The sequence below is a fragment of the Phaeovulum sp. W22_SRMD_FR3 genome, from assembly GCF_052113705.1.
Classification (GTDB): Bacteria; Pseudomonadota; Alphaproteobacteria; order Rhodobacterales; family Rhodobacteraceae; genus JBGQOG01.
In genome coordinates this window covers 163,130-187,890 of record NZ_JBGQOG010000003.1, presented here as the reverse complement: position 1 = coordinate 187,890, position 24,761 = coordinate 163,130, and the positions used below count along the sequence as shown (strand labels likewise).

Here is a 24,761-nt window from a genome sequence, read left to right as displayed (position 1 = left end):
GGCGGGAAAGCCAGCATTTCAAGGACGCATTCATGACTGAACATCTGCCGGACTTCGGCTTTGAGGCACCACGCCGTTTGGTGGTGGAATGGGGCAGCGCGCGGCGGATCGCCGAAATTCTGGCCAGCCATCTGCCGGTGACGCGGGTGCTGGTGGTGACGGATGCCGTGCTGCACGGTACCGGCCTGCTCGATCCCGCCAAGGCTGCGCTGCAGGCCGCAGGTATTGCGGTCACCGTCTTTGACGGGGTGGTCGCAGACCCTTCGGAAGAGATTTTGCACGATTGTGTGGCGCAGGGTCGTGCGGGCGGGGTGGAGGCGGTGATCGGCTTTGGCGGCGGCTCCTCGCTCGACATTGCCAAGCTCGCGGCGGTGCTGCTGCATTCGCCGCAAGAGCTTTCCGCGCTCTATGGCATCGGCAAGGTGCAGGGCGGGCGGCTGCCGCTGATGCAGGTGCCGACGACCGCGGGCACCGGCTCGGAGGTGACGAATATCACCATTCTCACCACCGGCGCCGCGACCAAAATGGGGGTGGTGGCCCGGCAGCTCTATGCCGATCTGGTGCTGCTGGATGCCGAGCTGACGCTGGGCCTGCCGCCGGGGCAGACCGCGGCCACCGGGATCGACGCGATGGTGCATGCGATCGAGGCCTATACGAGCCGCCATCTGAAAAATCCGATGTCGGATCTCTACGCCCGCGAAGCGCTGCGTCTTCTCGCGCCCAATCTGGTGGCGGCCTGCCGGGATGGCAGCAACCGCCCCGCGCGCGAGGCGATGCTGCTCGGGGCCTGTCTGGCGGGCATGGCCTTTGCCAACAGCCCGGTGGCGGCGGTGCATGCCCTGGCCTATCCTTTGGGCGGCCGCTATCACCTGCCGCATGGCCTGACGAATGCGCTGATGCTGGGGCCGGTGCTGCGGCACAATCTGTGCGCAGCGGCACCGCTCTATGCGGAGCTGGGGGATCTGCTGGCGCAAGAAGGGTCTGCGCACACGGCATGTCAGGAGATCAGGGCGGAAGGCTTCATCCGGCATATGGAGGCGTTGATGGATGCCTCGGGCGCGCCACGTCGCCTGCGCGATGCCGGGGTCTCGCGCGAGATGCTGCCGCAGCTGGCGGCGGATGCGATGCTGCAAACCCGGCTTTTGGGCAATAACCCTGTGCCCGTCACCGAAGCAGATGCGCTCGCGCTCTATCAAGCGGCTTACTGAGCGGGGAAGAGGCAGGCTGCTCGACAGCGGTTCCCCGTGACCCCCGGCTTTGCTTTCTGGGCTGCGCAGAGGGGGGCTTTCCCCGCCCGGGTGCGCGCTGCCCGGCACGGCCCTGATCACAGGGGATGACGCCCGGCCCCCGTTTCACGGGCACCGGTGCCCCGGACAGGGCCATCGGTGCGGCTTACCACACGAAAAATACTTTGTGTGGTGCGGCCCTGTGTGGTACATCTTGCCACACAAAGAATTTGTCGTGTGGTATGCATGTCACCGTTGTCCTACAAACATCACACCCTGACCGGACAATCCGGCTGGCAGGACCTGCTGCGCCTGCTGAAAGAGGTGGCGGTGTCCGATATCCGGGGCAAACCCACCCTTCGGCTGCGCGACGCCCGGGGCTATTGGTATGATCGCTACCGTCTGGGGGAGCAGATCGTTGAGCGCTACATTGGCGAAGATACCGAAGAGCTGCGCCAACATCTCGCGCGTCATGAAACGCTGCGCGAGACTGCCCGGGATCGCCGCGCCGAAACCTCGCGGCTGGTCCGGTTGCTGCGCAGCGAAGGCTATTTGACACCCGACCTTGCGACGGGCCAGATCCTGATGGCGATGGCGCGCTCCGGGGTGTTCCGGCTGGGCGGCACGGTGGTCGGCACCCATGCCTTTCGGCAGTATGAAGGCGTGCTGGGGGTGCGGATCGGTGCCGATCAGGCCGCGCAGACCAATGACATCGACATTGCCAGCTTTGAGCGTCTGTCGCTGGCATTGGGGGATCAGGTTGACCCCGATCTCGCCCAGGTGTTCAGCGCGCTTGATTTTGAGGCCTTGCCGGCCATCGGCGACCGCAAAGTCTGGCGCTGGCGGCAGACCCGGCAGCAAACGCTGATTGAATTTCTGACACCGTCCTTTCAGCAGGACGAGGGGCTGCGCGACCTTCCAGCGTTGGGGGTCAGCGCGCAATCCCTGCATTTTCTGAACTATCTGATCGCCGAGCCCCTGACGGTGCCGTTGCTGTACCGTGAGGGGGCCCTGATCCAGATACCCCGGCCCGAGCGCTATGCGATCCACAAGCTGATCGTTTCGGAGCGGCGGCGCCGGGGTGATATGGCGGATAAAGCCCGCAAGGATCGCGCTCAGGCCCGGTTCCTGATCGGCGTTCTGGCCGATGAGGACCCCTATGCGCTGGCAGCGGCCTGGCAGGCCGCGCGGGACAAGGGCCGGGCCTGGTGCGAGGCGCTGGACGCGGCGCTGTCCAAACTGCCCGAAACGGCGGCGCAACTTCGGTCGCTTCCGTGAACATGCGGCGGAGCCCCCGGCAGCTCGTGGCCAAAGCGGTATGGATTGCCCGCGCGCATCGGTCATCCTGAAAGCCGCGGTTTGGCCTCCGGGATGCCGGTGGATGTTTGACCGCGCTGCCGGTGAAGGTGCTGCCGCAGGGCACAGTCTGACATCGACCTGCCTCACTTCGACCGTTCGGCGCGCGCCTTCAAAGCCTTCCGCCGCACCGCAAGGGCGGCCAGCTTTGAGGCTGGCCGACGACCGATGGTGTCAGGGCATGATCCGCCACGCCCTGCACATCCGCTACCGCCGGGCATCAGGCGGTTTTTTACGCCGCAAGCGCCGCGATCAGGCGGGTGGCCGTTTCTGCAGATGAGCCGGGATTCTGGCCGGTGATCAACTGGCCGTCCTGCACGGTGAACGCGCCCCAATCCGGCCCGGAGGTGAAGTTGGCCCCCTTGGCTTTCAGCGCATCCTCGACGAGGTAGGGAACAATATCGGTCAGGCCAACGCCGTCTTCCTCGGAATTGGTAAAGCCGGTGACGGTGCGCCCCTTGACCAGCGGCGCGCCGTCCGTGCCCTTCACATCGCGCAAAACGCCCGGTGCGTGGCAGACCAGCGCCAAGGGTTTGCCCGCCGCATTGAACGCCTCAAGCAGGGCAATGGAATCCGCGTCAGCGGTCAGATCCCACAGCGGACCATGGCCGCCGGGGTAAAAGACGGCGTCATAATCCGCCTCGGTCACATCGGCCAGTTTGCGCGTGGTGGCCAGCGCCGCTGTCGCCTCTCGGTCGGCCTCAAAGCGGCGGGTCTGTTCGGTCTGGGAATCGGCGGCATTGCTGACCGGATCAAGCGGCGGTTTGCCGCCCTTCGGCGAGGCGAGTGTGATCTCGGCGCCTGCATCCTTGAAAACATAGTAGGGTGCCGCAAGCTCTTCCAGCCAGAAGCCGGTGTCGCGGCCCGTGTCGCCGAGTTTGTCATGCGAGGTCAGGACCATCAGGATTCTCATGTCGTTCTTCCTTTTGCCGTGTTCAGTCGGGATCAAGGGGTTTGACCCCCGTTTGGGTTCCGAGATTTCTGGGCGCCGGATGCGCGACAGGCAGGGTCAGGCGCCGGTTGCACCGCCTGCAGCAGACCGGCCGTCTGGTTTTGGGGCGTCAACATGCGCTGATGGCACCCCGTATGGCGTCCCGCCGCTGCCTGGCCCAGCCGGTGTCGCCTTGCCATCAGTGCTACCTGCAATGGCGCATTATCTTTGGTGATCTGTGCCAACAGGCTCGCCCCAAGCCGCGCCTGACAGAGGGGGTCGCGATCGCATGCGGGGGGCTGGCACCCGACAACGGGTCATGGGCACGGCCAGCCTCAACCGTATCGGTCAGGTGTTGCCTGATCTTGCGCGTTCCCCCGGGGGCAACACACCCCCGCATCGCTTCAGACAGGTTCGGGCCCCCGTCCGCCAGCCGGACCACCCGGCATTTGCGCTGCGGAGCGTCCGGCGTTTGTACCCGCAGCCACTGTGGCCATTGCAGCCAATCGGTCGCCAGTTGCTCGGGCCGGTGAGGTCCGGCCGGGAAAACATCTCTGCCATGTGCGGCCAGATAGGTCTCGAAATGTCGCGGGAGCAGCGCTTTGCCAAACGCTTCTCTTGAGCGGAAGCGGCGGCAGAATGACCTTTTTGCCTTCAGCTGGCCAGATTGTCACATTTGCCTGCAAGGGCTGATGGTCGGTGCACCGGAAACGGCGCTTCCTCTGACATCCTCAGGTCCGAGGTCCGGCCGCCCTGGGCAGCCATGCGGTTGCCTGCATCTGACACGGCGCGGGATGGTAGGAGCGGGGGCCAAGATCACACGGGCTTGCGCTCTCGGTTTCTGAGCCGCATCCTTTGCCCTGCTGCGCCGTCGCCGGCCGCGCGGTGCCGCTGAACTGCGCCCGACTGCGGCATCTTGATGCGCCTCGGGCAACGCTTCCAGCCCCGTTTCACGATCTGACCTTAGCAAAAGGCTCACCTTGATGACCGATCTTTCCATACTCGCCCGCCGCCGCATCGAAGCGATGATCCTGAAACATGCCTTTGAGGTGATCACGGCCCGCTCCGGCCGCGCCGAGGCCGAGGCGGTGATCGGCGAGACCTGCTCGCGCTCGGCCATTGAGCAGGGGCAGGCGATGGCGGCTGCATTGGATCATGCGCCGGACCTGCTCGATTATGCGGCGATTTTGCCGAACTGGACCAGGGAGGGTGCCTTGGAGATTGAAGTGCTGCGCAGCGATGCGGAAGCGATGGAATTCAACGTCACCCGCTGCCGCTATGCCGAGATGTATCGGGAGATGGGGCTTGGCGACATCGGGCATCTGCTCTCGTGCAACCGCGACAGCGACTTTTGCGTCGGCTACAATCCCGAGATTGAATTGACGCGGACGCAAACGATTATGAAGGGCGCCAGCCATTGTGATTTTCGCTACAAAATAAAGACAGGCTGAGGTTCGTGCCGCACCTGCGGGTTCTGTCGGCCGCGCGGGCCTGTGCCGGTGATGCGCCGGGTCTGCTGATCTGCGGGATATGTGGGCTGGCGCGTATCAGCTTCAGCGCGGGTCCCCGCCGCAGCACGCCATATCAGGCGGCAGGGCGGCCAATGCCGCCCCCCTGCCAAACGGGTCCGCAGCATCGGGTCTGCTGCGAACCGACAGGGAACGTGTCGCGGGCAATCTTCGTTGCCCGCTCTTCAAAATCTGACCCTGACGGCATATCGGCGGAGCTCTTTCGGGGAATGGGCGGTCTTCCGCCTTCGGGGCCAGTTCATCGCGGCAACCCGCTGGGCCAGCCAGCCGCCGTGGCCGGGCCCGACCACGGCATGGGCACTGCCGGTCTTCTCGCCTCTGGCGATACGGAGTTGGCGGCGCCGGTGATCTGTCCCGGCGCCGGTTGCATTATTTCTTCGGCAGCGTTTCGGCCCAATCCGCAATCGCATCCGCCGTTTCAACCGGTTTTGCGGCGGGCAGCGCATGGCTTGCGCCCTCGATGACAGCGACCGTCACACGATCCGCGCCCAGTTCATCGCGCACCTCCTGGCGGGAGCTTGCGGGGCGGAACGGATCAGACCCTGCCTGAAGGTCAAGGATGGGGGCGGTGCCACCGGCCCAGTAGCTGTCGCGTTCGGTCACTTTGCGCGCCGCGCGCTGGCTTTGGGTCACCTCCTGGTTCCAGCCATCCAACCATGGCCTGGCGGTTTCTTCATCCGTGAAGAAGGCCAGCATCAGCCCGGCCATGCGCTGTTCGTCGGTCGACGCAGGATCGTTGATCATCGTGATGGCATCGGACAATTCCGGCGGCCAGGTCTTGGCGCCACCGGCAATCAGCGCCACCCCGCGCACCATCTCGGGGTGGTCAGAGGCGATGGTCTTGGCAATCCACTGACCATAGGCATGGCCCGCCACGATGGCCTCACCGCCTTCCTGCCGGATCACGGCGGCGAAGTCATCGCCAAAGTCGTGGAAGCTGACATCCGAGAGTTTGCCGGTGCTCTGTCCGATCCCCCGGGGCTCGGGCAGGGCAACCCTGTAGCCGCGTTCGGCCAAACGGTCTGCCAGCGGTCCAAGCTCTCCGGCGCTGCGCCCGGTCGAGGCGATCACCACCACCAAGGGCCCGTTTCCGCGGACCGAATACCCGACCTGCGCATCGCCGTTCATCACGGTTTTTTCCTCGACAGGCGTTGCCAGGGCAGCCGTCGTCAGCGCGAGGGACAGGCCCATCGCCGCAATCATTGTTTTCATCATCGTTCTCCTCCACTGAACGTCCCGCATCGGTGTCTGGGCCGGATGGCGGGCGGAACGGCCGTCGGCAATCCCGGGGTTCAGATTAGGATCATAAATATGATTCTACAACTTATATACGCTTGTGCGGTGATTTCAGCTGGCCGGGGGCTGGTGTTGCACGGCAGCTCCGTCCCGGATCAGCTGGTCAATATGGGCTGCGCTGTATCCCGCCTCGGCCAGCACGGCGCGCGTATGTTCACCCACCCGTGGTGCCGGACGGTCGAGATGGGGGCTGCCATCTGACATCAGAAAGGGCGCCACAGGAACGAGATAGGTCCCTGCGCGGCCCAGCGGTTTTGGCGCGGGCTGCAACACGCCCCGAAAGGCCAGTTGCGGATCCTCCAGCGCCTCATGCAACGGACGCACTTTGCCCGCGGGCACGCCATGGTCGCGCAGGAACCCTTCCCATTCCGTGGCGGTTCTTGTCCGCATCTCGGCGCGCAGGATCGCGGCCTCTTCTGCATGGGCCGCAATCCGCGCCGCATGCGTGGATTTGACCATCTCGGGCCGCCCGAGTGCCTCCCACAACCTCTTTTGCTGGCGCATGTTCGCCGCGCCCAGCATCAGCAAACCATCGGCCGTCTCATAGGCGCCAACGCCCGCAACATTGAATGTGTTGCCCTCGGGGTGGGGTTTTTTGCCAGCGGCGGTCAGGGCGGTGACATGCGTGCTCATCAGCATCAGCGTGGCGTCGAACATGGCGAGGTCGATGTGTTGGCCGCGCTGCGTGCGTTCGCGCAGGAACAGCGCCGAGGCGATCGCGAAGGCCGTCATGTAGCCGGTGGCGTAATCGACCACCGGCGCGCCGGTCTTCAGCGGTCCTGTCGCGTCGGTCCCGGTCAGTGCCATCAGCCCGGCGACGGCCTGAAACACGAAATCATAGCCGGTCTCCGTGCCACGGGGGCCGTGCTGCCCAAAGGCCGAGACCGAGCAATAGACGATGCGCGGATTGATCTGTGAGACCGCGTCATACCCTAGGCCGAGCGCCGCCAGCGCCCCGGGGCGGTAGTTTTCCACGAAGACATCGGCGTCTTTCAGCAACGCTTTCAGGGCTTCCTGTCCGCCTTTGGTCTTCAGATCCAGCGCGACCGAGCGTTTGTTCGCTCCCTGTGCGAGATAGGTCGTGCCCATTTCCGCCGCGCCAAGCTCTCGGTCCGGGCCCTGAAGGCGCACCTGATCGGGATCGCCGGGGCGGTCGATTTTGATCACGTCAGCACCCATCACCGCCATTTGGTAGGCGGCAAAAGGCCCTGCCAGCACATGGGTCGCGTCGATCACGCGAAGGGTCTCGAAAGGGCGCATCGGGTTTTCTCTCCTGTTGGCGATTGAGGGGGGGGCGTCGGGGCGGCGCGCACTCTCACATTCAGACCTTGAGAGGCATGTCACCACCGGTACGGGCTGGGGCGGCAGGCGCCGATTTCGGCTCCGCGGCGTCGCAGAAGTTGAGGGTGCGCCGGTGCCGCCCTCCCGAAGGACGTGTTTAGCGGCGGTGGCGTGGCGGGGCAGCAGCAGGATGATTCATTAAGAACTATACATATAGCTTTTAGGATATTATACAACGACGAAGGCGGCGCCGGTCCTGCGCCGCGCGGACGTGCTGAAGGAGGAGCCCCCATGCAAAGCCAAACCACCCCCGTCGCCACCGGCCGTGTCGGCTTTGAGATGCGGGGCGAGGTCGCCGTGCTCTGCATCGACAATCCGCCGGTCAATGCGGGCGCGCATGCGGTACGTGACGGGCTGGTGTCGGGGATCGCGCAGGCCGTGGCGGCGGGCGCAACCGCGGCGGTGGTGATGGGCGCTGGCCGTTGCTTCATCGCAGGCTCTGATCTGCGCGAATTTGGCAAGCCGCTGCAGGCGCCGGAATTGCCGGATGTGATTGCCGCGATCGAGGCCGCTGCCTTCCCGGTGGTGGCCGCGCTGCATGGTGTGGCCTTGGGGGGCGGTCTGGAACTGGCTTTGGGCTGCGATTACCGTCTCGCCGCGCCGGGCACGATGCTGGGCCTGCCCGAAGTTTCATTGGGTTTCGTGCCGGGGGCTGGGGGCACCCAGCGCCTGCCGCGTCTGACCGGCGTCAGCCGTGCGATTGCGTTGATCTGTGATGCCGCCCGCATCCCCGCCGAGACCGCGTTGGCCGATGGCCTGATCGATGCCGTGGTCGAGGGGGATCTGTTGCAGGGCGCCCTGGATTTTCTGGCGGTGCAGGGCCGGCCCAAACGGCACATCATCCAGAGGGACCCGCCCCCCGAAGCGCCGGCGGTGATCGACGCCGCCGCCGCCCGCGCCCTGCGCCGGGGCAAGAGGCGGCCCAATGTCGCTGAAGCGATCCGGCTGATCCGGGCTGCCGGTGCGGGCGATGGCGCAGAAGCGCTGCGCGATGAGCGCGCGGTCTTTCAGGATCTGCGTCTGGGCGAAGATGCGCTGGCGCTGCGCTATCTGTTCTTTGCCGAGCGCCGCGCGGCGTCGGTCGCGGGCATCGACGGGGCCTCTGCCACGAAAATTGCCTCCGTGGGCGTTGTCGGCGGTGGCACCATGGGGCAGGGGATCGTCCGCGCCCTTCTTGCGGCGGGTTTGCGGGTGACTTTGGTCGAGCGCGATGCGGTGATGCTGGAGAAGGCGATGACCTCCCTCACCGCCAGCCTTGAGGCGCAGGTTGGCAAGGGACGCCTGTCGCCGGAGGCCGCCCGTGCGCAGCAAGCCGCTCTCACCGGTGCGGTGCGCTATGGGGCGCTGACCGAATGTGATCTGGTGATCGAGGCGGTTTTCGAAGAGATGGCGGTGAAACGCATTGTCCTGTCCGGCCTCGATGCGGCGCTGAAACCGCAGGCGATCATCGCCACCAACACCTCCTATCTTGACATCGAGGAGATGGTCGCAGGGCTGGCACATCCGGCGCGCGTGGTGGGGCTGCATTTCTTCAGCCCGGCAGACATCATGCCTTTGCTGGAAGTGGTGCGAGCGGCGCAGACCTCGGCGCCGGTTCTGGCCTCGGCACTGTCCTTCGCGCGCAAGCTTGGCAAACAGCCGGTGGTCGCGCGCGTGGCCGAGGGGTTCATCGGCAACCGCATCTACGCCGCCTACCGCCGCCGGGCCGAGCTGTTCGTGCTGGATGGTGCCGCGCCGGAGGAGGTGGATGCGGCCATTCAGGCCTTTGGCTTTGCGATGGGGCCCTTCGCGGTGGCCGATATGTCTGGCCTGGACATTGCCTGGGCGATGCGCAAACGGCAGGCCGCCACGCGCGACCCTCAGGCGCGCTATGTCACCATCCCTGACAGCCTCTGCGCGGCGGGTCGTTTTGGCCGCAAGACCGGCAAAGGCTGGTACAGTTACGGCACCGGCAAGCCGATGCCGGACCCGGAGGTTGCCGAGGTGATCGCCAAGGCGCGGACGGCTGCCGGGGTCGCCCCGGTGACCTATGATGCGCTGACGATCCAGCGGCAGCTGATGGCCGCCATTGTGAATGAGGCGGCGCTTTTGCTGGCGGAGGGCGTTGCGCAGCGGCCTTCGGATGTGGATGTGGTCCTGACCAACGGCTATGGGTTTCCGCGGTGGCGGGGCGGGCCGCTCTATTGGGCGGCGCGGCAGGATCAGGGCGCCCTCGCCGCAGATATGGCGGCGCTGGCGGAGGCGGTCGGCCATGGGTTCCGTGCCGGTCCCGTGGAGGAGTTCCTCGCGCAACTCACCGCTGGATCGGAGGATTGAGCGATGCAAAAGATGTTCACTTGTGACCAAAATCGCACCCGGGCGGGGCATTCCGGTACCGCCGGGCCTGAAAAAACGATCACGTCGGAGGGGTTTTGATGGTCATGAAGCTGCACTGGTCACCGCGCTCTCCCTTTGTGCGCAAAGTGATGATCGCCCTGCATGAGACGCAACTCTTGGCCGAGGTCGAGCAGGTGCGCTCGGTCGTTGCCCTGCATCTGCCGCCAAACCCGGCGGTGCTGGCCGACAACCCTTTGGGCAAAATTCCGGCGCTGGTGACCGAAGAGGGTTTGGTGCTGTTCGACAGCCGCGTGATCTGCGCCTATCTGAGCCTGCGGGCGGGCGGCGCGCTGGTTCCTGCGGATCCCGAAGCGCAGATCCGGCAGCTGCGCTGGGAGGCGCTCGGCGACGGGCTGACCGATATTCTCCTGCTCTGGCGGACCGAACTGACGCGTGACACCGGGCCGTGGCAGGCGGTCACGGAGGGCTGGCAAACCAAGGTGCGCGCCGTCATCGCGCAGCTGGAAGCCGAGGCGGATGCCTTGCGTGCGGCCCCCTTCGGGGTCGGGCAGATCGCCGTCATCTGTGCCTTGGGTCAGCTGGATTTTCGCTGGGCAGACTGTGGCTGGCGGCAGCATGCGCCGCGTCTTGCGGCAACCGAGGCGCTCTGGGCTGCGCGCGCATCGGTTGCAGCGACCACCGTGTCCGACGACCTGCCGCAGGGCAATGATGTGACGCAGGGAAAGCTCCGCTTTGCCAAATGAAAGCCGTGCCGGGTCTTTGTTTGTGGTGTAAAACTAGATTTAGTCTTTGTATATGCCGAAGACACATGTCAACTGGTGGCGCACGACAAGCGAGGGATAAGGAATGCCGGAGGGCAAAGTCGAGAACGCGACGGCAAAGGCGCTCCAAAAGAGCAATGTCTCGCGCTATATTCAGCTGGCCAGCCTGTTTCGCCAGCGCATTGAGGTGGGTGAATGGGCCATCGGGACCCAGATCCCCACGGTCAAGGAACTCGCCGAGCAATGCGGCGTGGCGACGATGACGATCCGGCAGGCGCTGAACATCCTTGAGGGCGAAGGGCTGATCGAGCGCCTGCGCGCCAAGGGCACCTTTGTGATCGAGCGGCCGAAGCGGGACCTGTGGTGCGAGGTCAAGACCGACTGGTCTGGGATGCTGATCGCGCGGGACAATGCCACGATCGAGATCAAGGGCGACGAGCGCGGCGTGCAGCTGCCCCGCCGCGAGAGCGAGATCGGCACGCCCGCAGCGTCCTATCGCCATCTGCGTCGGCGGCACAGCCGCGATGGCGTGGCTTTTCTGCTCGGGGATATCTACGTGGACGAACGGCTGTTGTCGGCGATCCCCGAGGATGCCTATGCCCGGGTGACGGCGATGCGGCTGATCGCGGATCTGCCCGGCCAGTCCATTGAGGATGCCGTGCAGATCGTCACCATCAGCTCGGCCGATCTGGAGACGGCGAGCGAGCTGAACATCTCGCTCGGCGACCCGGTGGCCAAGGTGCAGCGGATCGCGGTCAATCAGGATGGTGACATCATCTTGCTGGCTGATGGCACCTACCGGGGCGACATGATGAAGATTTCGGTCAAGCTGCGCTGACGCCGCGCCCGGCGCGACGTCAGGGCTTCATCCTTGCAACGCCGGATCAGTCTTTGAACACAGGTGGGCGCTTTTCCCGGAAAGCGGCCATCGCCTCGGCACTATCCTCTGAGGTCGAGAGCGCCTTGGTCTGGCCCTGTTCAAAGCGGTAGGCGTCATAGATCGACATGCCTTCGGTCACCTGAAATGACTTTTTGGCGGCGGCCACGGCCGAGGGGCTGGCCTTGGCAATCTCGGCGGCGATGCCCTGCGCGGTCGGCAGCAGATCCTCGGGCGATGTGCAGGCCGAGGCCACGTTCATCCGCAACAGCTCGGGCCCATAGATGCGGCGCGCGGTCAGGATCAGAAGCCGGGCATCGGACTCGCCGAAATGCCGCCGCACATGGGCGACACCGCCCGCCAAGCCAACATTGACCTCGGTCATCTGCAAAAAGCCCTTGTCCGAGGTCACGATGATGTCACAGCAGAGCGCCGTCACGCAGCCGGCACCAATGGCGGCACCGTTCACCGCGGCAATGATCGGCTTGGGGCATTCCAGCAGGCAGTCAAAACTGGCGCGCACACGGCGGTTATGGGCGGTGTAGTGTCCGGGATCCTGCGTCGGGCGCTCGGACAGGTCGGCCCCGGCCGAGAAGGCCTTGCCCGCGCCGGTCAGCACGATGGCGCGCACGTCCCGCCGGTCGCCCAGCATGTCGATGACCTGCGCCAACTCTTCGCGCAAGCGGTTGTTTTGCGCATTCACCGGCGGGCGGGAAAGGGTGAGTGTCGCGACGTGGTCCTGCACCTCAAGGGTCAGTGTGTCGTACTGGCTCATGTCGGGGTTCAATCCTGCTGGGCAGCGGCTGTGTCCAGAACCGGCCGCGTCATGGTGAAAGAGCGGGGGGGCACGGTGTATTCCATATACCCCATGCGCCCCAAGGGCTGCAAAAGCTCGACATCGACGAGTCCGTCCGAAAGCACGCTCTCGTCGATGTGGATGCCCACAACCTCGCCGATGGCGACGCGGTTCAGGCAGGGCGTGCCGTTGGACGGCGTCAGCGTGAGGATCTGCGACAACCGGCATTCGATGGACACCGGAGACTCGCCGACCCGGGGGCAGGGGATGTTTTCGCAGGCGACGGCGGTCAGGCCGGTCTGGGCGAATTCATCGGTGCCCGGGGGCCATGCCGCCCCCGACCGGTTCATCTGTTCGCGCAGCGGAAAGGTCGCGATATTGACGCAGAAATACCCGGTCTCTTCGGCATTGGTGACGCTGTCCTTGGGGCTGTCAGAGGAAAACACCACAAAGGGTGGCTTGCCTGAAATTGCGTTGAAGCAAGAATAGGGTGCAAGGTTCGGCACCCCGTCGCGCGACAGGGTGGAGATCCAGCCGATAGGACGCGGCACGATCAGGGCCAGCCAGGGATTGTGCGGCAGACCATGGGCCTCGGTTCTGGGGTCGTAAAACATCTGGTCTCAGGCTCCGTTTGCGGCAGGCATGCGGCTGAGATCGCCTTGCCTGTGCTGAAGGGAGGCATCAAATTCCTCGGGCAGGGGGATGCGGTGCACATTCAGCGTCATCGCCACCATCGAGTAATAGCCCACCACCGCTGTGAGTTCGACCGCGCCCACTTCCCCCCAACGGGTCACCACGGCGCTGTAGGTCCGCGGGTCGACATCGCCCGTCTCGAGGATCTGGCGCGCGAATTCATAGACTTCGCATGCCGCAGCATCGGTGCCGAAATCCGGCAGTGCACAGAGGCGGATGGCGTCGGTGATCGCGGTCTCGAGCCCGGCGCGCTCTGCGTCGCGGGCATGGATCGCCCATTCCAGATCGCTGTTCCAGCGCCGGGCTGTCACCAGAATAGCCAGCTCATTCAGCCGCGTCGGGATCGAGGTTTCAAACCGCAACACCTGCCCCAGCCTTTGCCAGCGGTCCGCCAGCACCGGATTGTGCAGGGCCGCCCGCAGCGGGCCGACCAAGGTGCCACGCGGGCCGGAGACGATCTGCTCATAGACCGCGAGCTGCGCGGGCGTCATCGTGTCGGGGGTCGGAAAGCTGATGCGTCCGGCATCGCGGGGCCTGTCCACGCGGGTGTTCATGCGCATGCCCTCCCCAGTCCGAGGGCCTCGAGAACCTCTTGCGTGTGCTGGCCGAGCAGCGGCGGCGCGGTCTCATAGCGCAGCGGCGCATTGGCGAAGTTCAGCGGGCTCACCACCTGTTTCAGCGCGCCACCAAGCGGATGCGGAATCTCGCGCAACATCTGACGGTGTTTGACCTGCGGTTCCTCAAAAACCCGGTCCACGGTGTTGATCGGGCCGGAGGGGACGCCGGCCTTGGCAAAGGTGGCGACCCAATGGTCGACCGTCCCCGATGCAAGGGCGGCGATCAGCAGCGCCTCAAGGGCGGGCAGGTTTTCGACCCGCGCGGCATTGGTGGCATAATCCGGATCGTCAGCCAGTTCAGCGCGCCCGATGGCCGTGGCAAATTTGCGGAACTGTCCGTCATTACCCACCGCCAGCACGATATGGCCATCGGCGACAGGATAGACATTCTGCGGCTGGATATTGGGGTGCCGGTTGCCGCGCCGTACCGGCGGCTGGCCCGAGACGAGGTAGTTCATCGCCTGATTTGCCAGCATCGCGACCGAGACATCCAGCATCGCCAGATCAATGTGGTCGCCCTTGCCGGTCTGATCCCGGTTCGCCAGCGCCGCGAGCACCCCGATGGTGGCATACATGCCGGTCATGATGTCCACGATCGGCACGCCCACCTTTTGCGGCCCGCCGCCCGGCGTGTCATCGGCGCCGCCGGTCACGCTCATCAACCCGCCCATGCCCTGGATCATGAAGTCATAGGCCGCGTCCCCCGCCATCGGCCCGGTCAGCCCGAAACCGGTGATCGAACAATAGATCAGCCGGGGATTGACCGCTTTCAGATCGGCATAGCCAAGGCCCATCTGATCCAGCGTCCCGGTCTTGAAATTCTCCAGCACGATGTCGCTCTCTGCCGCCAGCGCGCGCACGGCGGCGCGGCCCTCGGCGGATTTCAGATCCAGCTCGACCGAGCGTTTGCCGCGGTTGACCGAGAGGTAGTAGCCCGCCTCCTGCGTGGGGTTTCCCGCCTGATCCTGAAGGAAGGGCGGCCCCCAGCGGCGCGTGTCATCGCCCTCACCGGTCCGCTCGATCTTGATGACGTCTGCGCCCAGATCGGCGAGGATCTGGCCGCTCCAGGGACCGGCCATGATCCGGCTGAGGTCGAGGACACGGATGTGGGAAAGCGGACCTGACATTATGCGGTCTCCTTGTCGTTCGCAAAGGCATTCGCGTCGAGAAACCCGACGAGCGTGGTGTTGAAAGCATCGGGATTTTGCAGGTTCGGCAGATGGCCCGCGCCGGGAATGATCGCGATCCGGGCATCCGGGAAGGCGCCGAATTGCCCCCGCATCGTTCCCGGCATGGCACCGTCGTTTTCACCCGCGATGGCGAGGACGGGGCAGGTCAAGGGAACCGCGGGCGATTGATCATAAGCGGCCAGCGCATGGGTGGCGGCGGCAAAGCCCTCGACCGGGGTGGCCGCAATCATCCGGCTCAGGCGTTGTGCCCGGGGGTCGGCGTTGTCCACGCCCGGCAGCCAGCGTGTGGTGGTGGCGGTTGCGAGGCTCTGCATGCCCTGCGTGCGGGCGCTCTCGCGCTGCGCGGCCCAGAAGGCCTCGCGGCCCGCCGCGCTTTTGACGACACCATCGACCGCCACGAAAGCCGTGATGCGGGACGGTGCCGCGGCCGCGGCGGCAAGCGCCGTCGGGCAGCCCATCGACAGCCCCACCAGCGTGGCGCGCGCGGCCCCGGCGGCGTCCATCACCGCGATCAGATCGCCACCATAGACCGTGAAATCCAGCGGCCGCGCGGTGACCTCGGAGGCGCCGTGGCCGCGCTGGTCATAGCGCAGGATGCGGTAGCGGTCCGTCAGGGCCGCGATCTGATCATCCCAGACCGAGAGATCGGTCAGCACGGAGTTCGAAAAGACCACCCAGGGAGCTGCCTCCGGCCCGTCGATCCGGGCGTTCAGCCTTGTGCCGTCCTGCGTGGTGACGCTCAGCGCGCGGCTCATTCTGTGGCCTCCTTGCTCAGGGCGGCGCGGGGGCGGGTGACATAGCCCGCACCCATCACGATGGCGAGCGCCACGAGGCCCAGAAGATCGGTGATCCGCTCGGGGATCAGCAGGCAGAGACCGCCGACCAGCAGCACCGCCGCCTCCCAGCCCTTCGCCCGGCGCGCCAAAAGGTAGATCCAGCGCTCCGAGGCGGCAGCCAGCATCAGGATCGACAGGATCGCCGTGGAGACCGCCAGCATGATATGGGGCACATCGCCCTCGAGAATGAGGCTGGGGTTCAGCACAAAGAGGAAGGGCAGCACAAAGAGGATCGCCCCCAGCCGCATCGCCGTCAGGCCCGTCTTCATCGCCGGGGCCTGCGCAATCGAGGCCGCCGCCACCGCCGCCATCGCCACCGGGGGTGTGATGTAGGACAGCATCGCCCAGTAGAGAATGAAAAGATGCGAGGCCATCTGGCTGAACCCGGCATCCACGAGGGCAGGGGCCAGCACAACCGCCAGAAAGATGTAGCAGGCCGACACGGTCATCCCCATGCCGAGGATGAAGCTGGTGAGCGCGCCGAACAGCAACAGCAGATAGGGATTGCCGCCCGCATATTGCACCAGCTCGCGGCTGAACGCATTGCCCACCCCGGTGATCGCCAAAGCGCCAACGACCATGCCGACCCCGGCGAGCACACCGACCAGCATGCCGATGGTGGCGCCCGCCTCCATGATCACCCCGACCACGGGGGTCAGGATCCCGCTCTTGCGCTCGCGGATCATCGCGGCGATGACCAGAAGGACGGTGATGTAGAAAGGCGCCTTTGCCTCGGCGTTGGTGGCCAGGAGGAGCCAGACCAGGGCGGCAAGGCTGAGCAGGTAAATCCAGCCCGAGCGCAACACCAGCCACAGCTTGGGCAGCTGGTCCTTGGGCAGGCCCTTGAGGCCATTGCGCGCGGCGTAAAAGTCCGTCTGGATCAGCAGCACGAGGTAAAAGAGCAGCGCGGGCACCGTCGCCGCCACCATGATGTCGGCATACGGAACGTTCATGAACGAGGCCATCACGAAGGCGACCGACCCCATGACCGGCGGCATCAGCGCCCCGCCCGTCGAGGCGCAGGCCTCCACCGCCGCGGCATAAGAGGCGGGGTAGCCGCATCTTTTCATGGTGGGGATCGTCATCGACCCGGTCGAGATGACATTTGAGATGACGCTGCCCGAAAGCGAGCCGAAGAAGCCCGACGACAGGATGGCGACCTTGGCCGGGCCGCCCCGGCTGTGCCCCATCAGCGCGCTGGCGAAATCCATGAAGAAGACACCACCGCCGGAGACGGTCAGCGCGACGCCAAAGACGATAAAGCCAATCAGCAGGTCGGCGATCACCCGGATCGGAATGCCGATGATGCTCTCGACACCCAGCGAATGGCTGAGCATCGTTTCGCTGAACGACATCTGCACACCCCAGAGGAAACCGGGCATCGAGCCTGCAAAGAGCGGGAACACCGCAAAGACGGCGCAGATGACAAACAGCGGGAAACCCGCGCAGCGGCGCACGGCCTCCAGCGAGAACAGCACCAGAAGCGTGGCGAGGCCAATCACCGGCAGCGGCGCTTCGAATTCCCAGCCACTGTAAAGGATTTCATTGGTGTGGTTGGCAAAATAGAGGCAGGTGCCAAAGGCGCCCGCGGCCAGAATCCAGTCATACCAGCGCACCGAAGCACGATCCGCCGGGCGGGCGGGCGTGCACAAAAAGGCCACCGGCAGGAACAGGCCGAGGACGATGTAGTAATACCCGGTGCTGATCGGGCGGAAACCCAGAACCTGCAGGTTGAAGACCTGGTTGGTGATGATCGCCAGGCCCACCAGCGACAGACCAAAGACGACGAACCAGGCGATGCCGGAGATGCGCTGGCCTTGCACACGCCAGAAGCGGGCGAGGGCAGGGGCTTCCGGGGAGATTTCGGATGACATGGAACTGACCTTTCAACGAAGGACGACAGCTGAGGCGTGGGGGGCCAGGGAAAGCGTGCCCCCGCGCCAAACCGCGGGGGAGGGTGTCTCTATGCCGTGCGGCGCGGGGCCGGATTACTCGGTGGCCGAGGTGCGGTAGGCTTCCCAATAGGCGGGCCAATCCGCATCCGAGACGCCTTCGGCATCCGCCTTGGCCAGCGCATCGGCCCATTTCTTCTTGGAAACGTCGATCTCGGCGAGGCGCTGCTCGTTCCAGGCGCTGTCCGCGTCGGTCCAGATCCCGCGCTCTTTCAGGTATTTGATCGCGCCGGGGTGGAAGGGCGCGCTCGCCGGCGTGGTGCCCGCGATGTCGAGTTTCCACAGCGGCATCACCGTGCTGGCGCTTTCATAGGCCGAGAAGGTCAGGTCGATGGCCTTGAGCAGGTTATAGACCTCTTCATCATCGGTGCTGGCCACGGTCGTCAGCTGCGGGTAGCGGTAGCCCAGCAGTTCAGCCGGGTTTTCCTTCGAAATCCCCGCGCCTTGCGTGATCTCAATCGGCGAAAACAGCGAGGCGCTCGCGGCGACGCGTTTCCAGCCTTCGGTGTCCGAAGCGGGCATGTCGAGCCAGCGGAACCCGCGGCCGCCCTCTGCTTCGCGCAGCGCGGCGACGGTGGTGGTGACCGGGACCACATCCACCTCACCGGCCACAAAGGCCGAGAGCATGGCGCCGTAGCCGGGGAACATGACAACCTTGACGTCCTTGGGGGTCAGCCTGGCGAAGGCCAGCGCGGCTTCGGTGTTCATCGTGGTCGAGGGGCTGGCCTCGACGAAGCCAACCGAGGCGCCGGCAAGATCCGCGGTGCTCTGGATCTCCGTATCTCCGCCCGCCACAAGCCCAACCGCTGCCGAGCGGCCCATCAGCACGCGCAGATCCTGTGGTCCCCAATCCTTGGCGGCAAATTCAAAGGTGCCATCGGAGGCAAACAGGATCTCATTGCCCATGAAGCCAAAGGTGGCGCGCCCGCGCACGAGGGGCAGCAGCCGCCCGATGGCGGTGCCCGACGGCGTCAGGCGCACGGTTGTGCCATAGGCCTTGTCAAGGGCGTCCGCCATGGCCGAGGCCTCGACATAGCCGGTTGAGCCGAGATCGTAGGACGTCCAGACCATGGTGCGCGGCAGGGTGACCTCCTGCGCGATGGCGGTCTGGCCGGCGATCATGGCAACGGCCACCACCGCGCCTCTCAGTATAGCCGAATGAAACATCTGTTCTCCTCCCTAACGCGTTCTTTGTGCTGAACGCTCACGGCCTCCTCAGACCGCCTGACGCTTACGGTACAATATCGAACCATAAGAATCAATGATATAGTTTTTAGTATTTAAAAGCGCTTGCGGGCGATCAGCCCGGCAGCCACAGCACGGCCTTGGACAGGACATTGCGCAGGATCTCGGTTGAGCCGCCAAAGATCGTGGTGGGCCGGGCGGACAAATAGGTGGCGGTTGCATGCAGCCGCCGATCCCCGTCCGGCGGCGCGGCCAGGCCAGATTCCTCGGCCGCCACCTCCATCATCAGCTCTGAGATTCGCTGGTAAAGTTCGGACTGAAAGATCTTCAGCATGGAGACATCGGCGCCAATCGGCGCGCCACCGTTCAGCTTGTCCATATAGGTCTCGAACAGATCACTCAGATCCAGCACGTCGCAATGCAGGGCGACGAAACGGTCGCGGAACACCGGATCGTCCCAGAGACCCGCGCGACGCGCCAGGCGCTCCAGACGTGCCAGGGCGCTGGCCGAGAGGCGGGGTGCGCCGATGAACACCCGCTCATGGCCAAGAAGCGCCTTGGCGGCCGCCCATCCCTCGTTCACGCCGCCGACAATATGGTCCAGGGGAACGCGGACATCGTCAAAGAAGACTTCGCAAAACTCATCCTCGTCGCCAAGGTTGCGAATGTTCCGCGTGCTCACCCCCGGGGCGTCCATCGGCACCAGAAGAAAGCTGATCCCGGCCTGCTTTTTCACCGTCTTGTCGGTGCGGGCCAGGATGAAGATCCAATTGGCATCCATGCCCAAAGTGGTCCAGGTCTTTTGACCGTTGATGACCCAATCCGCGCCATCCTGCACCGCTTCGCAGCGCACCGCCGCGAGGTCTGACCCGGCACCCGGTTCGGAATAGCCCTGCGCCCAGATGTCCTCACCCGACAGGATGCGCGGCAGGAAATGCGCCTTCTGCGCCGCGGTTCCGTATTTCAGCAACAGCGGTCCCAGCATCACCGGCCCGATGTCATGGACGCGGGCGGCACCATAGCGCTCCAGCTCTTCGATCATGATCAGATGCTTGCCTGCGCCAAGGCCCATGCCGCCCTGCGCGACGGGCCAGGTCGGGCAAAGCCAGCCACGCCGGGCCAACGCCATGTACCAGGGCTTCACGACATCCCAATGCAGCCGTTCCAGCGGATAGCGGGGTATGTCGGGATATTCCGCCTCGACAAAGCCGCGGACAAGGGCGCGGAAATCATCATCGCGCAACGCGTTATAGTCGGTGGTCCGGGTCATGCCGCGTCCTCCTCCAAGGCAGTTGACAGTCGCGCGCGCACCGCATGGGGTGCGCCAAACAGGTTCGACACCGTCATCGCTTTGCGCACATAAAGGCCAATGTCAGCCTCATCCGTGATGCCCATCGCGCCATGCATCTGGACCGCTTCGCGCAGGATCAGCAGGGTTGTCTCCGCCGCGCGCAGCTTGCAGCGGTTGGCATCCCGGGCGCGGATCACCGCTGTGGCCCCGGTGTCAAAGCGCCGCGCAGTTGCGGCAACCGCGGCGCGCAGCAGTTCCAGCCGGATCTTCATCTCGGTCGCCCGGTGCTGCAGCGCCTGAAAGCTGCCGATGGGCCGTCCGAACTGCTCGCGCACCTTGAGGTAGTCGAGGGTGATCTCAAAGGCGCGTTCCGCGAGGCCAAGGAGATAGGCTGAATGCGCCAGCACCGCGTCTTCGATCACCGCGCCTGCGGTGGGGCAGGGCAGCAGGGGGGCGTCGACCGCATCCATCCGCAGCACGCCGATCTGGCCGCCGTCCAGCGTCGCGGCACTCTCCACCGTCAGGCCCTTGGCATCGCGGGGCACAATCGCCACCCCGGCGCCGGTCAGCACCGCAAAAAGGTCTGCGCCTGCCGCGCCGGGCACCGCGATCTTTGTGCCGGACAAACGCCCCGACGCCGCACCACCGTGCCAGTCCAGCGTGCCGGGGCGGTCCTGCCAGGCGGTCACCATCACCGCCGCGCCGGTTGCGGCCGCTTCGGGGAAGGCCGCGCCCAGCAAGGCGCCCGCCATGATCGTTGCGCCGATGGGCTCGGGCACCAGCCCGCGGCCCAGCACCTGCATCAGCGCGCAGGTCTCGCGCATCCCGAGGCCAAGGCCGTCAGCCGCCTCGGGGACCCGCATCAGGAAAAGCCCCAGCGCACCGGCCTCGGCCACCACGGCGCGGTCGAACCCCGGTCCGACACCGCGCAGGCGCCGGATGCGCTCCAGCGCGCCATCGGCGGGCACGATGGCCCGCGCGCTGTCGACGATCATCCGGGCGTTCTCGGCCCAATCTTCGTTCATTGCTCCGTCCATGCCTGTTTCCTCACCTGATCGCGCCGATGGTCCGCAGACCGTCGATCTCGTCCGCATCCAGCCCCAGCTCGCGCAGGACCTCGTCCGTATGCTCGGCAAAAAGTGGCGGATGCCGCCGGGCACCCGTATCGCAGCCCGACATCTGCACCGGATTGCCCACGTAGCGCACGGGCCCCGCGCTGGGGTGATCCAATGTCTTGATGAGGTCGCGGTGCCGCACCTGTGGCATGCGGAACGTGTCATCAAAGGCGTTCAGCGGCCCCGCCGGAATGCTGATCGCCTCCAGCTCGGCATAGACCGTGTCGGCCGAGCGGCGGGCCAATTTCTCTGCGATCATCGGGACCAGCGTTTGCGCATTTTGCACGCGCGCAAGGTTGGTCGCATAGCGCGGATCATCCGCCACGCCGTCCAGCCCCAGATAGGTGGCAAAGCGCCCGAATTGCGCATCATTGCCGATGGCAATCATGATCGGCCGGTCGGCGCAGTCGAACGCCTGCCAGGGGCAGGTGATCTGCGAGGCGGTGCCGTTGCGGTGCGGCAAGGTGCCGGAGGACAGGTAGTTCATCGCCATATGCGAGGCGGCGTGGATCTGAGTGTCCAACAGCGCGATGTCGATGAACTGGCCTTCGCCCGAAACGGCGTCCCGGTGATTGAGCGCGGCCAGAATCGCCGAAACCGCATATTGCCCCGCGGTGATGTCCGAGATCGAATAGCCGACCAGCGCGGGCCCCTCGCCGGGTTGGCCCGCGCCTGTGCCGGTGATGCTCAACAGCCCGCTCATGGCCTGAAAGATCGGGTCATATCCGGGCAAATGCGCCATTGGCCCGGTCTGGCCAAAACCGGTGATCGAACAATAGACCAGCCGGGGATTGATGCGGGCCACGGCCTCGTAATCCAGACCCATCCGTGCCAGCGTGCCGGTCTTGAAATTCTCGATCAGCACGTCGGATGTCTCGATGAGTTTGCGCACCAGCGCCTGTGCCTCGGGTGCTTTCAGATCGAGCGCGACCGATCGCTTGCCGCGGTTCATCGCCAGAAAGCTTGAGGTCTCTCCCGTCGGCTCTCCGTCCGGTCCCAGATGCGGAACCCCCATGCGGCGCACGTCATCACCGCCCTTCACATGCTCCAGTTTGACGACATCTGCACCAAAATCAGCCAGCATCTGGGCGGCCCATGGCCCGGCAAAGACGCGGCTGAGATCCAGAACCCGGATATGGCTAAGGCATCCGACCATCGGTTTCTCCCCCTCTTCATGGGGCGGAGCATCTACCGCCAGCCCGCCTTGCGCAACCTTAAAATTATAATTATGATTCTATCACTTTGAAGGGGGTGGCCCTGCTTCCCGGGGCAGGCACCCGAAACCCGGAGGATTCCGCAGATGATTACTGTACCCGAGCCGATGGGGCTGGCCGCCTATGTCGGTCAAAGCCTTGGCGTGACCGATTGGCATGTGATCACGCAGGATCAGATCACCGGCTTTGCCGAACTGACGGGCGACGACCATTGGATTCATGTGGATGTGGCGCGGGCCGCGCGCGAGCAGCCCGGTGGCAAAACCATTGCGCATGGCCTCTATATTCTGGCGCTGATCCCGAGGCTTCAGCGCCAGATCTTTCACATCGCGCGGCGCGGCGCCGGGCTGAACTATGGCTATGAAAAGGTGCGGTTCACCGCGCCCGTTCCCGTGGGGGCAAGCATCCGGCTGCGACAGAGTCTGGGTGATGTCCGGCCCCATCGTGCGGGCACGCGGATCGAGTTGAACGCGACGGTTGAAATCGCGGGCGCGGACAAGCCGGCGCTGATCGCGCAGGGCATTTTGCTGATCGGCGACCCCCCGTCCGGACAGGCAAGCTGATGCAGCCACCGGGTTCGCCGCGCGACCGCAATCGTTTTCGTCCCCGGCGCCCGTTGCGGTGCAGGCAGGGTCAGAGGATCTCGCCACCATCAATCACCAGCGCGAGGCCGGTCACAAAGCTCGAGCGGGGCGAGGCAAGGTAAACGATGCCATCGGCGATCTCCTCGACGCTTGCCCAACGCCCCATCGGGATGGTCTGCGCGACATAGCCCTCCAGCGCCGCCCGCCCGCCCATTTGGGTTTCAAACCCGGCATTGAAAGGCGTGTCGACAAAGCCCGGGCACAAAGCGTTGAAGCGTATGTTCTCAGATGCGTAATCGGCGGCCATCTGTTTCACCATCGCCACAGCGGCATGTTTGGTGGTGGCATAGGAAATCATGCCCCGGTCGAACTGGCAGCCCGAATTCGAGGCAGTGATGATGACCGAGCCGCCGCCCTGCGCGCGCATTGGCGCGATCACCGCGCGCGACAGCACGAAATGCGCCCGCACGTTCAGCGCCCAGGCGGCATCCATCTGTGCGCCGTTGACCTCTTCGAGCTTGCCCGGGATCTGGATCCCCGCATGGCTGTGCAGGATGTCGATGCGGCCGTGATCGCGCAGGATCCGCGCGATCTCTGCCTCAATCGCGGCATCGTCGCGCACATCAAGGGCAAGAGCTTCGCCTTTGCCCCCCTCGGCTTGCAACAATGCCAATGTCTCCGCCGCCAGCCCGCTGTTGAGATCGCTGACCACCACAAAGGCCCCTTCGCGCGCCATGGCCACGGCGCCTGCGCGCCCGATCCCTGAGCCCGCTGCCGTCACCAGCGCGATACGATCCTTGAGCATGGGTCTCTCCTGACTTGAATTAGTTGCGCGCGCCGCTTCCGCCCCGGCGCAGCAACAACTGCGCGAGGATCAGAGCACCGAGCGAAGCGACCATCACCATCGTGCCGATCGCGTTGATTTCCGGGGTGACACCGCGGCGGATCGACGAAAAGACGTAGATCGGCAGCGTCGTCTCAGACCCCGAGACGAAGAAAGCGATGATGAAATCATCAAAGCTGAAGGTGAAAGCCAGCAGGAAGCCTGCCAAGATCGCCGGGGCGATCAGTGGCAATGTCACCTGCCAGAAGGTGGAAAAGGCGTTGGCGCCCAGATCTCCGGAAGCTTCGATCAATGCCTTGTCGAAGGTTTCCATGCGGCCGCGCACCAGCAAAATCACCAGCGACATGGTGAAGAGCCCATGCGCGCCCACCAGGGAGACGGTGCCGAGGCTGAGCTTCCAGCCGACAGCCGCCTCAAGCCAGGGGTTGATGAGGTCAAACACGGTGACCAGCGCGATCAGCGTGGCAATGCCGATCACAATCCCCGGGATCATCACCGCGATCTGCACCAGAAGGTCAAAGACCTTGCGCAGCCGCCCGCGCATGCCGGTCAGCGCCAGTGCGGCCATGGTGCCAAACACCGCCGCCAGCAGCGCCGACATCAGCGCCACGCGCACCGAAGTCCAAAGCGCCTCCATCACAAAGGGATTGTGCAGCGCCTTGCTGTACCAATTGAGCGAAAAACCCTGCATCGAGGTTGCCGAGCGTCCGGCGGAAAAGGAAAACAGCGCGATGATGCCAATCGGCAGATAGAGGAACAGGTAGACGGCGAAAGCATATAATCTCATGGC

22 protein-coding genes are annotated in these 24,761 nt (G+C 65.1%); 7 read left to right on the top strand and 15 right to left on the bottom strand.

All coding sequences use genetic code 11. From position 1 onward, the window contains the following. Positions 1-32 precede the first annotated feature (32 nt). Positions 33-1,208, top strand: coding sequence for an iron-containing alcohol dehydrogenase (locus tag ACEN2S_RS05325; RefSeq protein ID WP_441863351.1), 1,176 nt, complete (start codon positions 33-35; stop codon positions 1,206-1,208). 264 nt (positions 1,209-1,472) lie between these two features. Further along, positions 1,473-2,504 (top strand): nucleotidyltransferase family protein, encoded by a 1,032-nt coding sequence (locus ACEN2S_RS05320; protein ID WP_441863348.1) that lies wholly within the window; start codon positions 1,473-1,475, stop codon positions 2,502-2,504. Between the two features lie 310 nt (positions 2,505-2,814). Here ACEN2S_RS05320 and ACEN2S_RS05315 read toward each other — a convergent pair whose 3' ends face one another. Continuing rightward, complete coding sequence (locus tag ACEN2S_RS05315; protein WP_441863346.1) at positions 2,815-3,495, bottom strand: type 1 glutamine amidotransferase domain-containing protein; 681 nt, start codon at positions 3,493-3,495, stop codon at positions 2,815-2,817. A 1,001-nt stretch (positions 3,496-4,496) separates the two neighbouring features. On the opposite strand from ACEN2S_RS05315, the gene ACEN2S_RS05310 reads away from it, so the two are divergent. Then, complete coding sequence (locus ACEN2S_RS05310; RefSeq protein WP_441863343.1) at positions 4,497-4,964, top strand: L-2-amino-thiazoline-4-carboxylic acid hydrolase; 468 nt, start codon at positions 4,497-4,499, stop codon at positions 4,962-4,964. A gap of 447 nt (positions 4,965-5,411) precedes the next feature. On the opposite strand, the gene ACEN2S_RS05305 is transcribed toward ACEN2S_RS05310, so the two are convergent. Both ACEN2S_RS05305 and ACEN2S_RS05300 read right to left on the bottom strand, forming a co-directional pair. Continuing rightward, entirely contained in the window at positions 5,412-6,254 is an 843-nt protein-coding gene (locus tag ACEN2S_RS05305; RefSeq protein WP_441863341.1) for an alpha/beta fold hydrolase, read from the bottom strand. A gap of 135 nt (positions 6,255-6,389) precedes the next feature. Further along, positions 6,390-7,598 carry a CaiB/BaiF CoA transferase family protein gene (locus tag ACEN2S_RS05300; protein ID WP_441863338.1) on the bottom strand — a complete coding sequence of 403 codons (1,209 nt, stop codon included), beginning with the start codon at positions 7,596-7,598 and terminating at the stop codon, positions 6,390-6,392. A 312-nt stretch (positions 7,599-7,910) separates the two neighbouring features. Here ACEN2S_RS05300 and ACEN2S_RS05295 point away from each other — a divergent pair, with 312 nt between their 5' ends. From ACEN2S_RS05295 to ACEN2S_RS05285, 3 genes are all read left to right on the top strand, one after another. Continuing rightward, positions 7,911-9,995, top strand: coding sequence for a 3-hydroxyacyl-CoA dehydrogenase NAD-binding domain-containing protein (locus ACEN2S_RS05295; protein WP_441863336.1), 2,085 nt, complete (start codon positions 7,911-7,913; stop codon positions 9,993-9,995). 98 nt (positions 9,996-10,093) lie between these two features. After that, positions 10,094-10,759, top strand: coding sequence for a glutathione S-transferase (locus tag ACEN2S_RS05290; protein ID WP_441863333.1), 666 nt, complete (start codon positions 10,094-10,096; stop codon positions 10,757-10,759). Between the two features lie 103 nt (positions 10,760-10,862). Then, complete coding sequence (locus tag ACEN2S_RS05285) at positions 10,863-11,615, top strand: GntR family transcriptional regulator (RefSeq protein ID WP_441863330.1); 753 nt, start codon at positions 10,863-10,865, stop codon at positions 11,613-11,615. 46 nt (positions 11,616-11,661) lie between these two features. Here ACEN2S_RS05285 and ACEN2S_RS05280 read toward each other — a convergent pair whose 3' ends face one another. The 10 genes from ACEN2S_RS05280 to ACEN2S_RS05235 all read right to left on the bottom strand — a co-directional run bounded on the left by ACEN2S_RS05280 (position 11,662) and on the right by ACEN2S_RS05235 (position 22,485). Next, positions 11,662-12,429: an enoyl-CoA hydratase/isomerase family protein gene (locus ACEN2S_RS05280; protein ID WP_441863327.1), complete on the bottom strand. Its 768-nt coding sequence runs from the start codon at positions 12,427-12,429 to the stop codon at positions 11,662-11,664. Positions 12,430-12,437: 8 nt separating this feature from the next. Next, positions 12,438-13,064: a flavin reductase family protein gene (locus ACEN2S_RS05275; RefSeq protein ID WP_441863325.1), complete on the bottom strand. Its 627-nt coding sequence runs from the start codon at positions 13,062-13,064 to the stop codon at positions 12,438-12,440. 6 nt (positions 13,065-13,070) lie between these two features. Beyond that, complete coding sequence (locus ACEN2S_RS05270; RefSeq protein ID WP_441863322.1) at positions 13,071-13,697, bottom strand: carboxymuconolactone decarboxylase family protein; 627 nt, start codon at positions 13,695-13,697, stop codon at positions 13,071-13,073. Continuing rightward, positions 13,694-14,887: a CaiB/BaiF CoA transferase family protein gene (locus ACEN2S_RS05265; protein ID WP_441863320.1), complete on the bottom strand. Its 1,194-nt coding sequence runs from the start codon at positions 14,885-14,887 to the stop codon at positions 13,694-13,696. Before ACEN2S_RS05265 ends, ACEN2S_RS05270 begins: the two co-directional genes overlap by 4 nt. Further along, complete coding sequence (locus ACEN2S_RS05260; protein ID WP_441863319.1) at positions 14,887-15,705, bottom strand: alpha/beta fold hydrolase; 819 nt, start codon at positions 15,703-15,705, stop codon at positions 14,887-14,889. Before ACEN2S_RS05260 ends, ACEN2S_RS05265 begins: the two co-directional genes overlap by 1 nt. Beyond that, on the bottom strand, positions 15,702-17,660 hold the full coding sequence (locus tag ACEN2S_RS05255; protein ID WP_441863316.1) for a TRAP transporter permease: 1,959 nt from the start codon (positions 17,658-17,660) through the stop codon (positions 15,702-15,704). Before ACEN2S_RS05255 ends, ACEN2S_RS05260 begins: the two co-directional genes overlap by 4 nt. Before the next feature lie 114 nt (positions 17,661-17,774). Then, positions 17,775-18,905, bottom strand: a complete 1,131-nt coding sequence (locus ACEN2S_RS05250; protein ID WP_441863314.1) for a TAXI family TRAP transporter solute-binding subunit — start codon at positions 18,903-18,905, stop codon at positions 17,775-17,777. Positions 18,906-19,038: 133 nt separating this feature from the next. Further along, the gene (locus tag ACEN2S_RS05245; RefSeq protein WP_441863312.1) at positions 19,039-20,193 is read right to left on the bottom strand and encodes an acyl-CoA dehydrogenase family protein; all 1,155 of its coding nucleotides are present in this window, start codon (positions 20,191-20,193) and stop codon (positions 19,039-19,041) included. Further along, on the bottom strand, positions 20,190-21,251 hold the full coding sequence (locus ACEN2S_RS05240) for an acyl-CoA dehydrogenase family protein (protein ID WP_441863310.1): 1,062 nt from the start codon (positions 21,249-21,251) through the stop codon (positions 20,190-20,192). The genes ACEN2S_RS05245 and ACEN2S_RS05240 overlap by 4 nt, the downstream gene beginning before the upstream one ends. A gap of 10 nt (positions 21,252-21,261) precedes the next feature. Beyond that, the gene (locus ACEN2S_RS05235; RefSeq protein ID WP_441863308.1) at positions 21,262-22,485 is read right to left on the bottom strand and encodes a CaiB/BaiF CoA transferase family protein; all 1,224 of its coding nucleotides are present in this window, start codon (positions 22,483-22,485) and stop codon (positions 21,262-21,264) included. A 144-nt stretch (positions 22,486-22,629) separates the two neighbouring features. Between ACEN2S_RS05235 and ACEN2S_RS05230 the strand changes: the two genes are divergently transcribed. Further along, the gene (locus ACEN2S_RS05230; protein WP_441863306.1) at positions 22,630-23,106 is read left to right on the top strand and encodes a MaoC family dehydratase; all 477 of its coding nucleotides are present in this window, start codon (positions 22,630-22,632) and stop codon (positions 23,104-23,106) included. A gap of 70 nt (positions 23,107-23,176) precedes the next feature. On the opposite strand, the gene ACEN2S_RS05225 is transcribed toward ACEN2S_RS05230, so the two are convergent. Both ACEN2S_RS05225 and ACEN2S_RS05220 read right to left on the bottom strand, forming a co-directional pair. Next, positions 23,177-23,932, bottom strand: a complete 756-nt coding sequence (locus ACEN2S_RS05225) for an SDR family NAD(P)-dependent oxidoreductase (protein WP_441863304.1) — start codon at positions 23,930-23,932, stop codon at positions 23,177-23,179. 19 nt (positions 23,933-23,951) lie between these two features. Next, positions 23,952-24,758 (bottom strand): ABC transporter permease, encoded by an 807-nt coding sequence (locus ACEN2S_RS05220; protein ID WP_441863301.1) that lies wholly within the window; start codon positions 24,756-24,758, stop codon positions 23,952-23,954. Between the last annotated feature and the right edge of the window lie 3 nt (positions 24,759-24,761).

Bases quoted from the DNA above. Each gene is read 5' to 3' on its own strand.
- ACEN2S_RS05325 (WP_441863351.1), top strand. From the start codon at position 33: ATGACTGAACATCTGCCGGACTTCGGCTTTGAGGCACCACGCCGTTTG.
- ACEN2S_RS05320 (WP_441863348.1), top strand. From the start codon at position 1,473: ATGTCACCGTTGTCCTACAAACATCACACCCTGACCGGACAATCCGGC.
- ACEN2S_RS05315 (WP_441863346.1), bottom strand. From the start codon at position 3,495: ATGAGAATCCTGATGGTCCTGACCTCGCATGACAAACTCGGCGACACG.
- ACEN2S_RS05310 (WP_441863343.1), top strand. From the start codon at position 4,497: ATGACCGATCTTTCCATACTCGCCCGCCGCCGCATCGAAGCGATGATC.
- ACEN2S_RS05305 (WP_441863341.1), bottom strand. From the start codon at position 6,254: ATGAAAACAATGATTGCGGCGATGGGCCTGTCCCTCGCGCTGACGACG.
- ACEN2S_RS05300 (WP_441863338.1), bottom strand. From the start codon at position 7,598: ATGCGCCCTTTCGAGACCCTTCGCGTGATCGACGCGACCCATGTGCTG.
- ACEN2S_RS05295 (WP_441863336.1), top strand. From the start codon at position 7,911: ATGCAAAGCCAAACCACCCCCGTCGCCACCGGCCGTGTCGGCTTTGAG.
- ACEN2S_RS05290 (WP_441863333.1), top strand. From the start codon at position 10,094: ATGGTCATGAAGCTGCACTGGTCACCGCGCTCTCCCTTTGTGCGCAAA.
- ACEN2S_RS05285 (WP_441863330.1), top strand. From the start codon at position 10,863: ATGCCGGAGGGCAAAGTCGAGAACGCGACGGCAAAGGCGCTCCAAAAG.
- ACEN2S_RS05280 (WP_441863327.1), bottom strand. From the start codon at position 12,429: ATGAGCCAGTACGACACACTGACCCTTGAGGTGCAGGACCACGTCGCG.
- ACEN2S_RS05275 (WP_441863325.1), bottom strand. From the start codon at position 13,064: ATGTTTTACGACCCCAGAACCGAGGCCCATGGTCTGCCGCACAATCCC.
- ACEN2S_RS05270 (WP_441863322.1), bottom strand. From the start codon at position 13,697: ATGAACACCCGCGTGGACAGGCCCCGCGATGCCGGACGCATCAGCTTT.
- ACEN2S_RS05265 (WP_441863320.1), bottom strand. From the start codon at position 14,887: ATGTCAGGTCCGCTTTCCCACATCCGTGTCCTCGACCTCAGCCGGATC.
- ACEN2S_RS05260 (WP_441863319.1), bottom strand. From the start codon at position 15,705: ATGAGCCGCGCGCTGAGCGTCACCACGCAGGACGGCACAAGGCTGAAC.
- ACEN2S_RS05255 (WP_441863316.1), bottom strand. From the start codon at position 17,660: ATGTCATCCGAAATCTCCCCGGAAGCCCCTGCCCTCGCCCGCTTCTGG.
- ACEN2S_RS05250 (WP_441863314.1), bottom strand. From the start codon at position 18,905: ATGTTTCATTCGGCTATACTGAGAGGCGCGGTGGTGGCCGTTGCCATG.
- ACEN2S_RS05245 (WP_441863312.1), bottom strand. From the start codon at position 20,193: ATGACCCGGACCACCGACTATAACGCGTTGCGCGATGATGATTTCCGC.
- ACEN2S_RS05240 (WP_441863310.1), bottom strand. From the start codon at position 21,251: ATGGACGGAGCAATGAACGAAGATTGGGCCGAGAACGCCCGGATGATC.
- ACEN2S_RS05235 (WP_441863308.1), bottom strand. From the start codon at position 22,485: ATGGTCGGATGCCTTAGCCATATCCGGGTTCTGGATCTCAGCCGCGTC.
- ACEN2S_RS05230 (WP_441863306.1), top strand. From the start codon at position 22,630: ATGATTACTGTACCCGAGCCGATGGGGCTGGCCGCCTATGTCGGTCAA.
- ACEN2S_RS05225 (WP_441863304.1), bottom strand. From the start codon at position 23,932: ATGCTCAAGGATCGTATCGCGCTGGTGACGGCAGCGGGCTCAGGGATC.
- ACEN2S_RS05220 (WP_441863301.1), bottom strand. From the start codon at position 24,758: ATGAGATTATATGCTTTCGCCGTCTACCTGTTCCTCTATCTGCCGATT.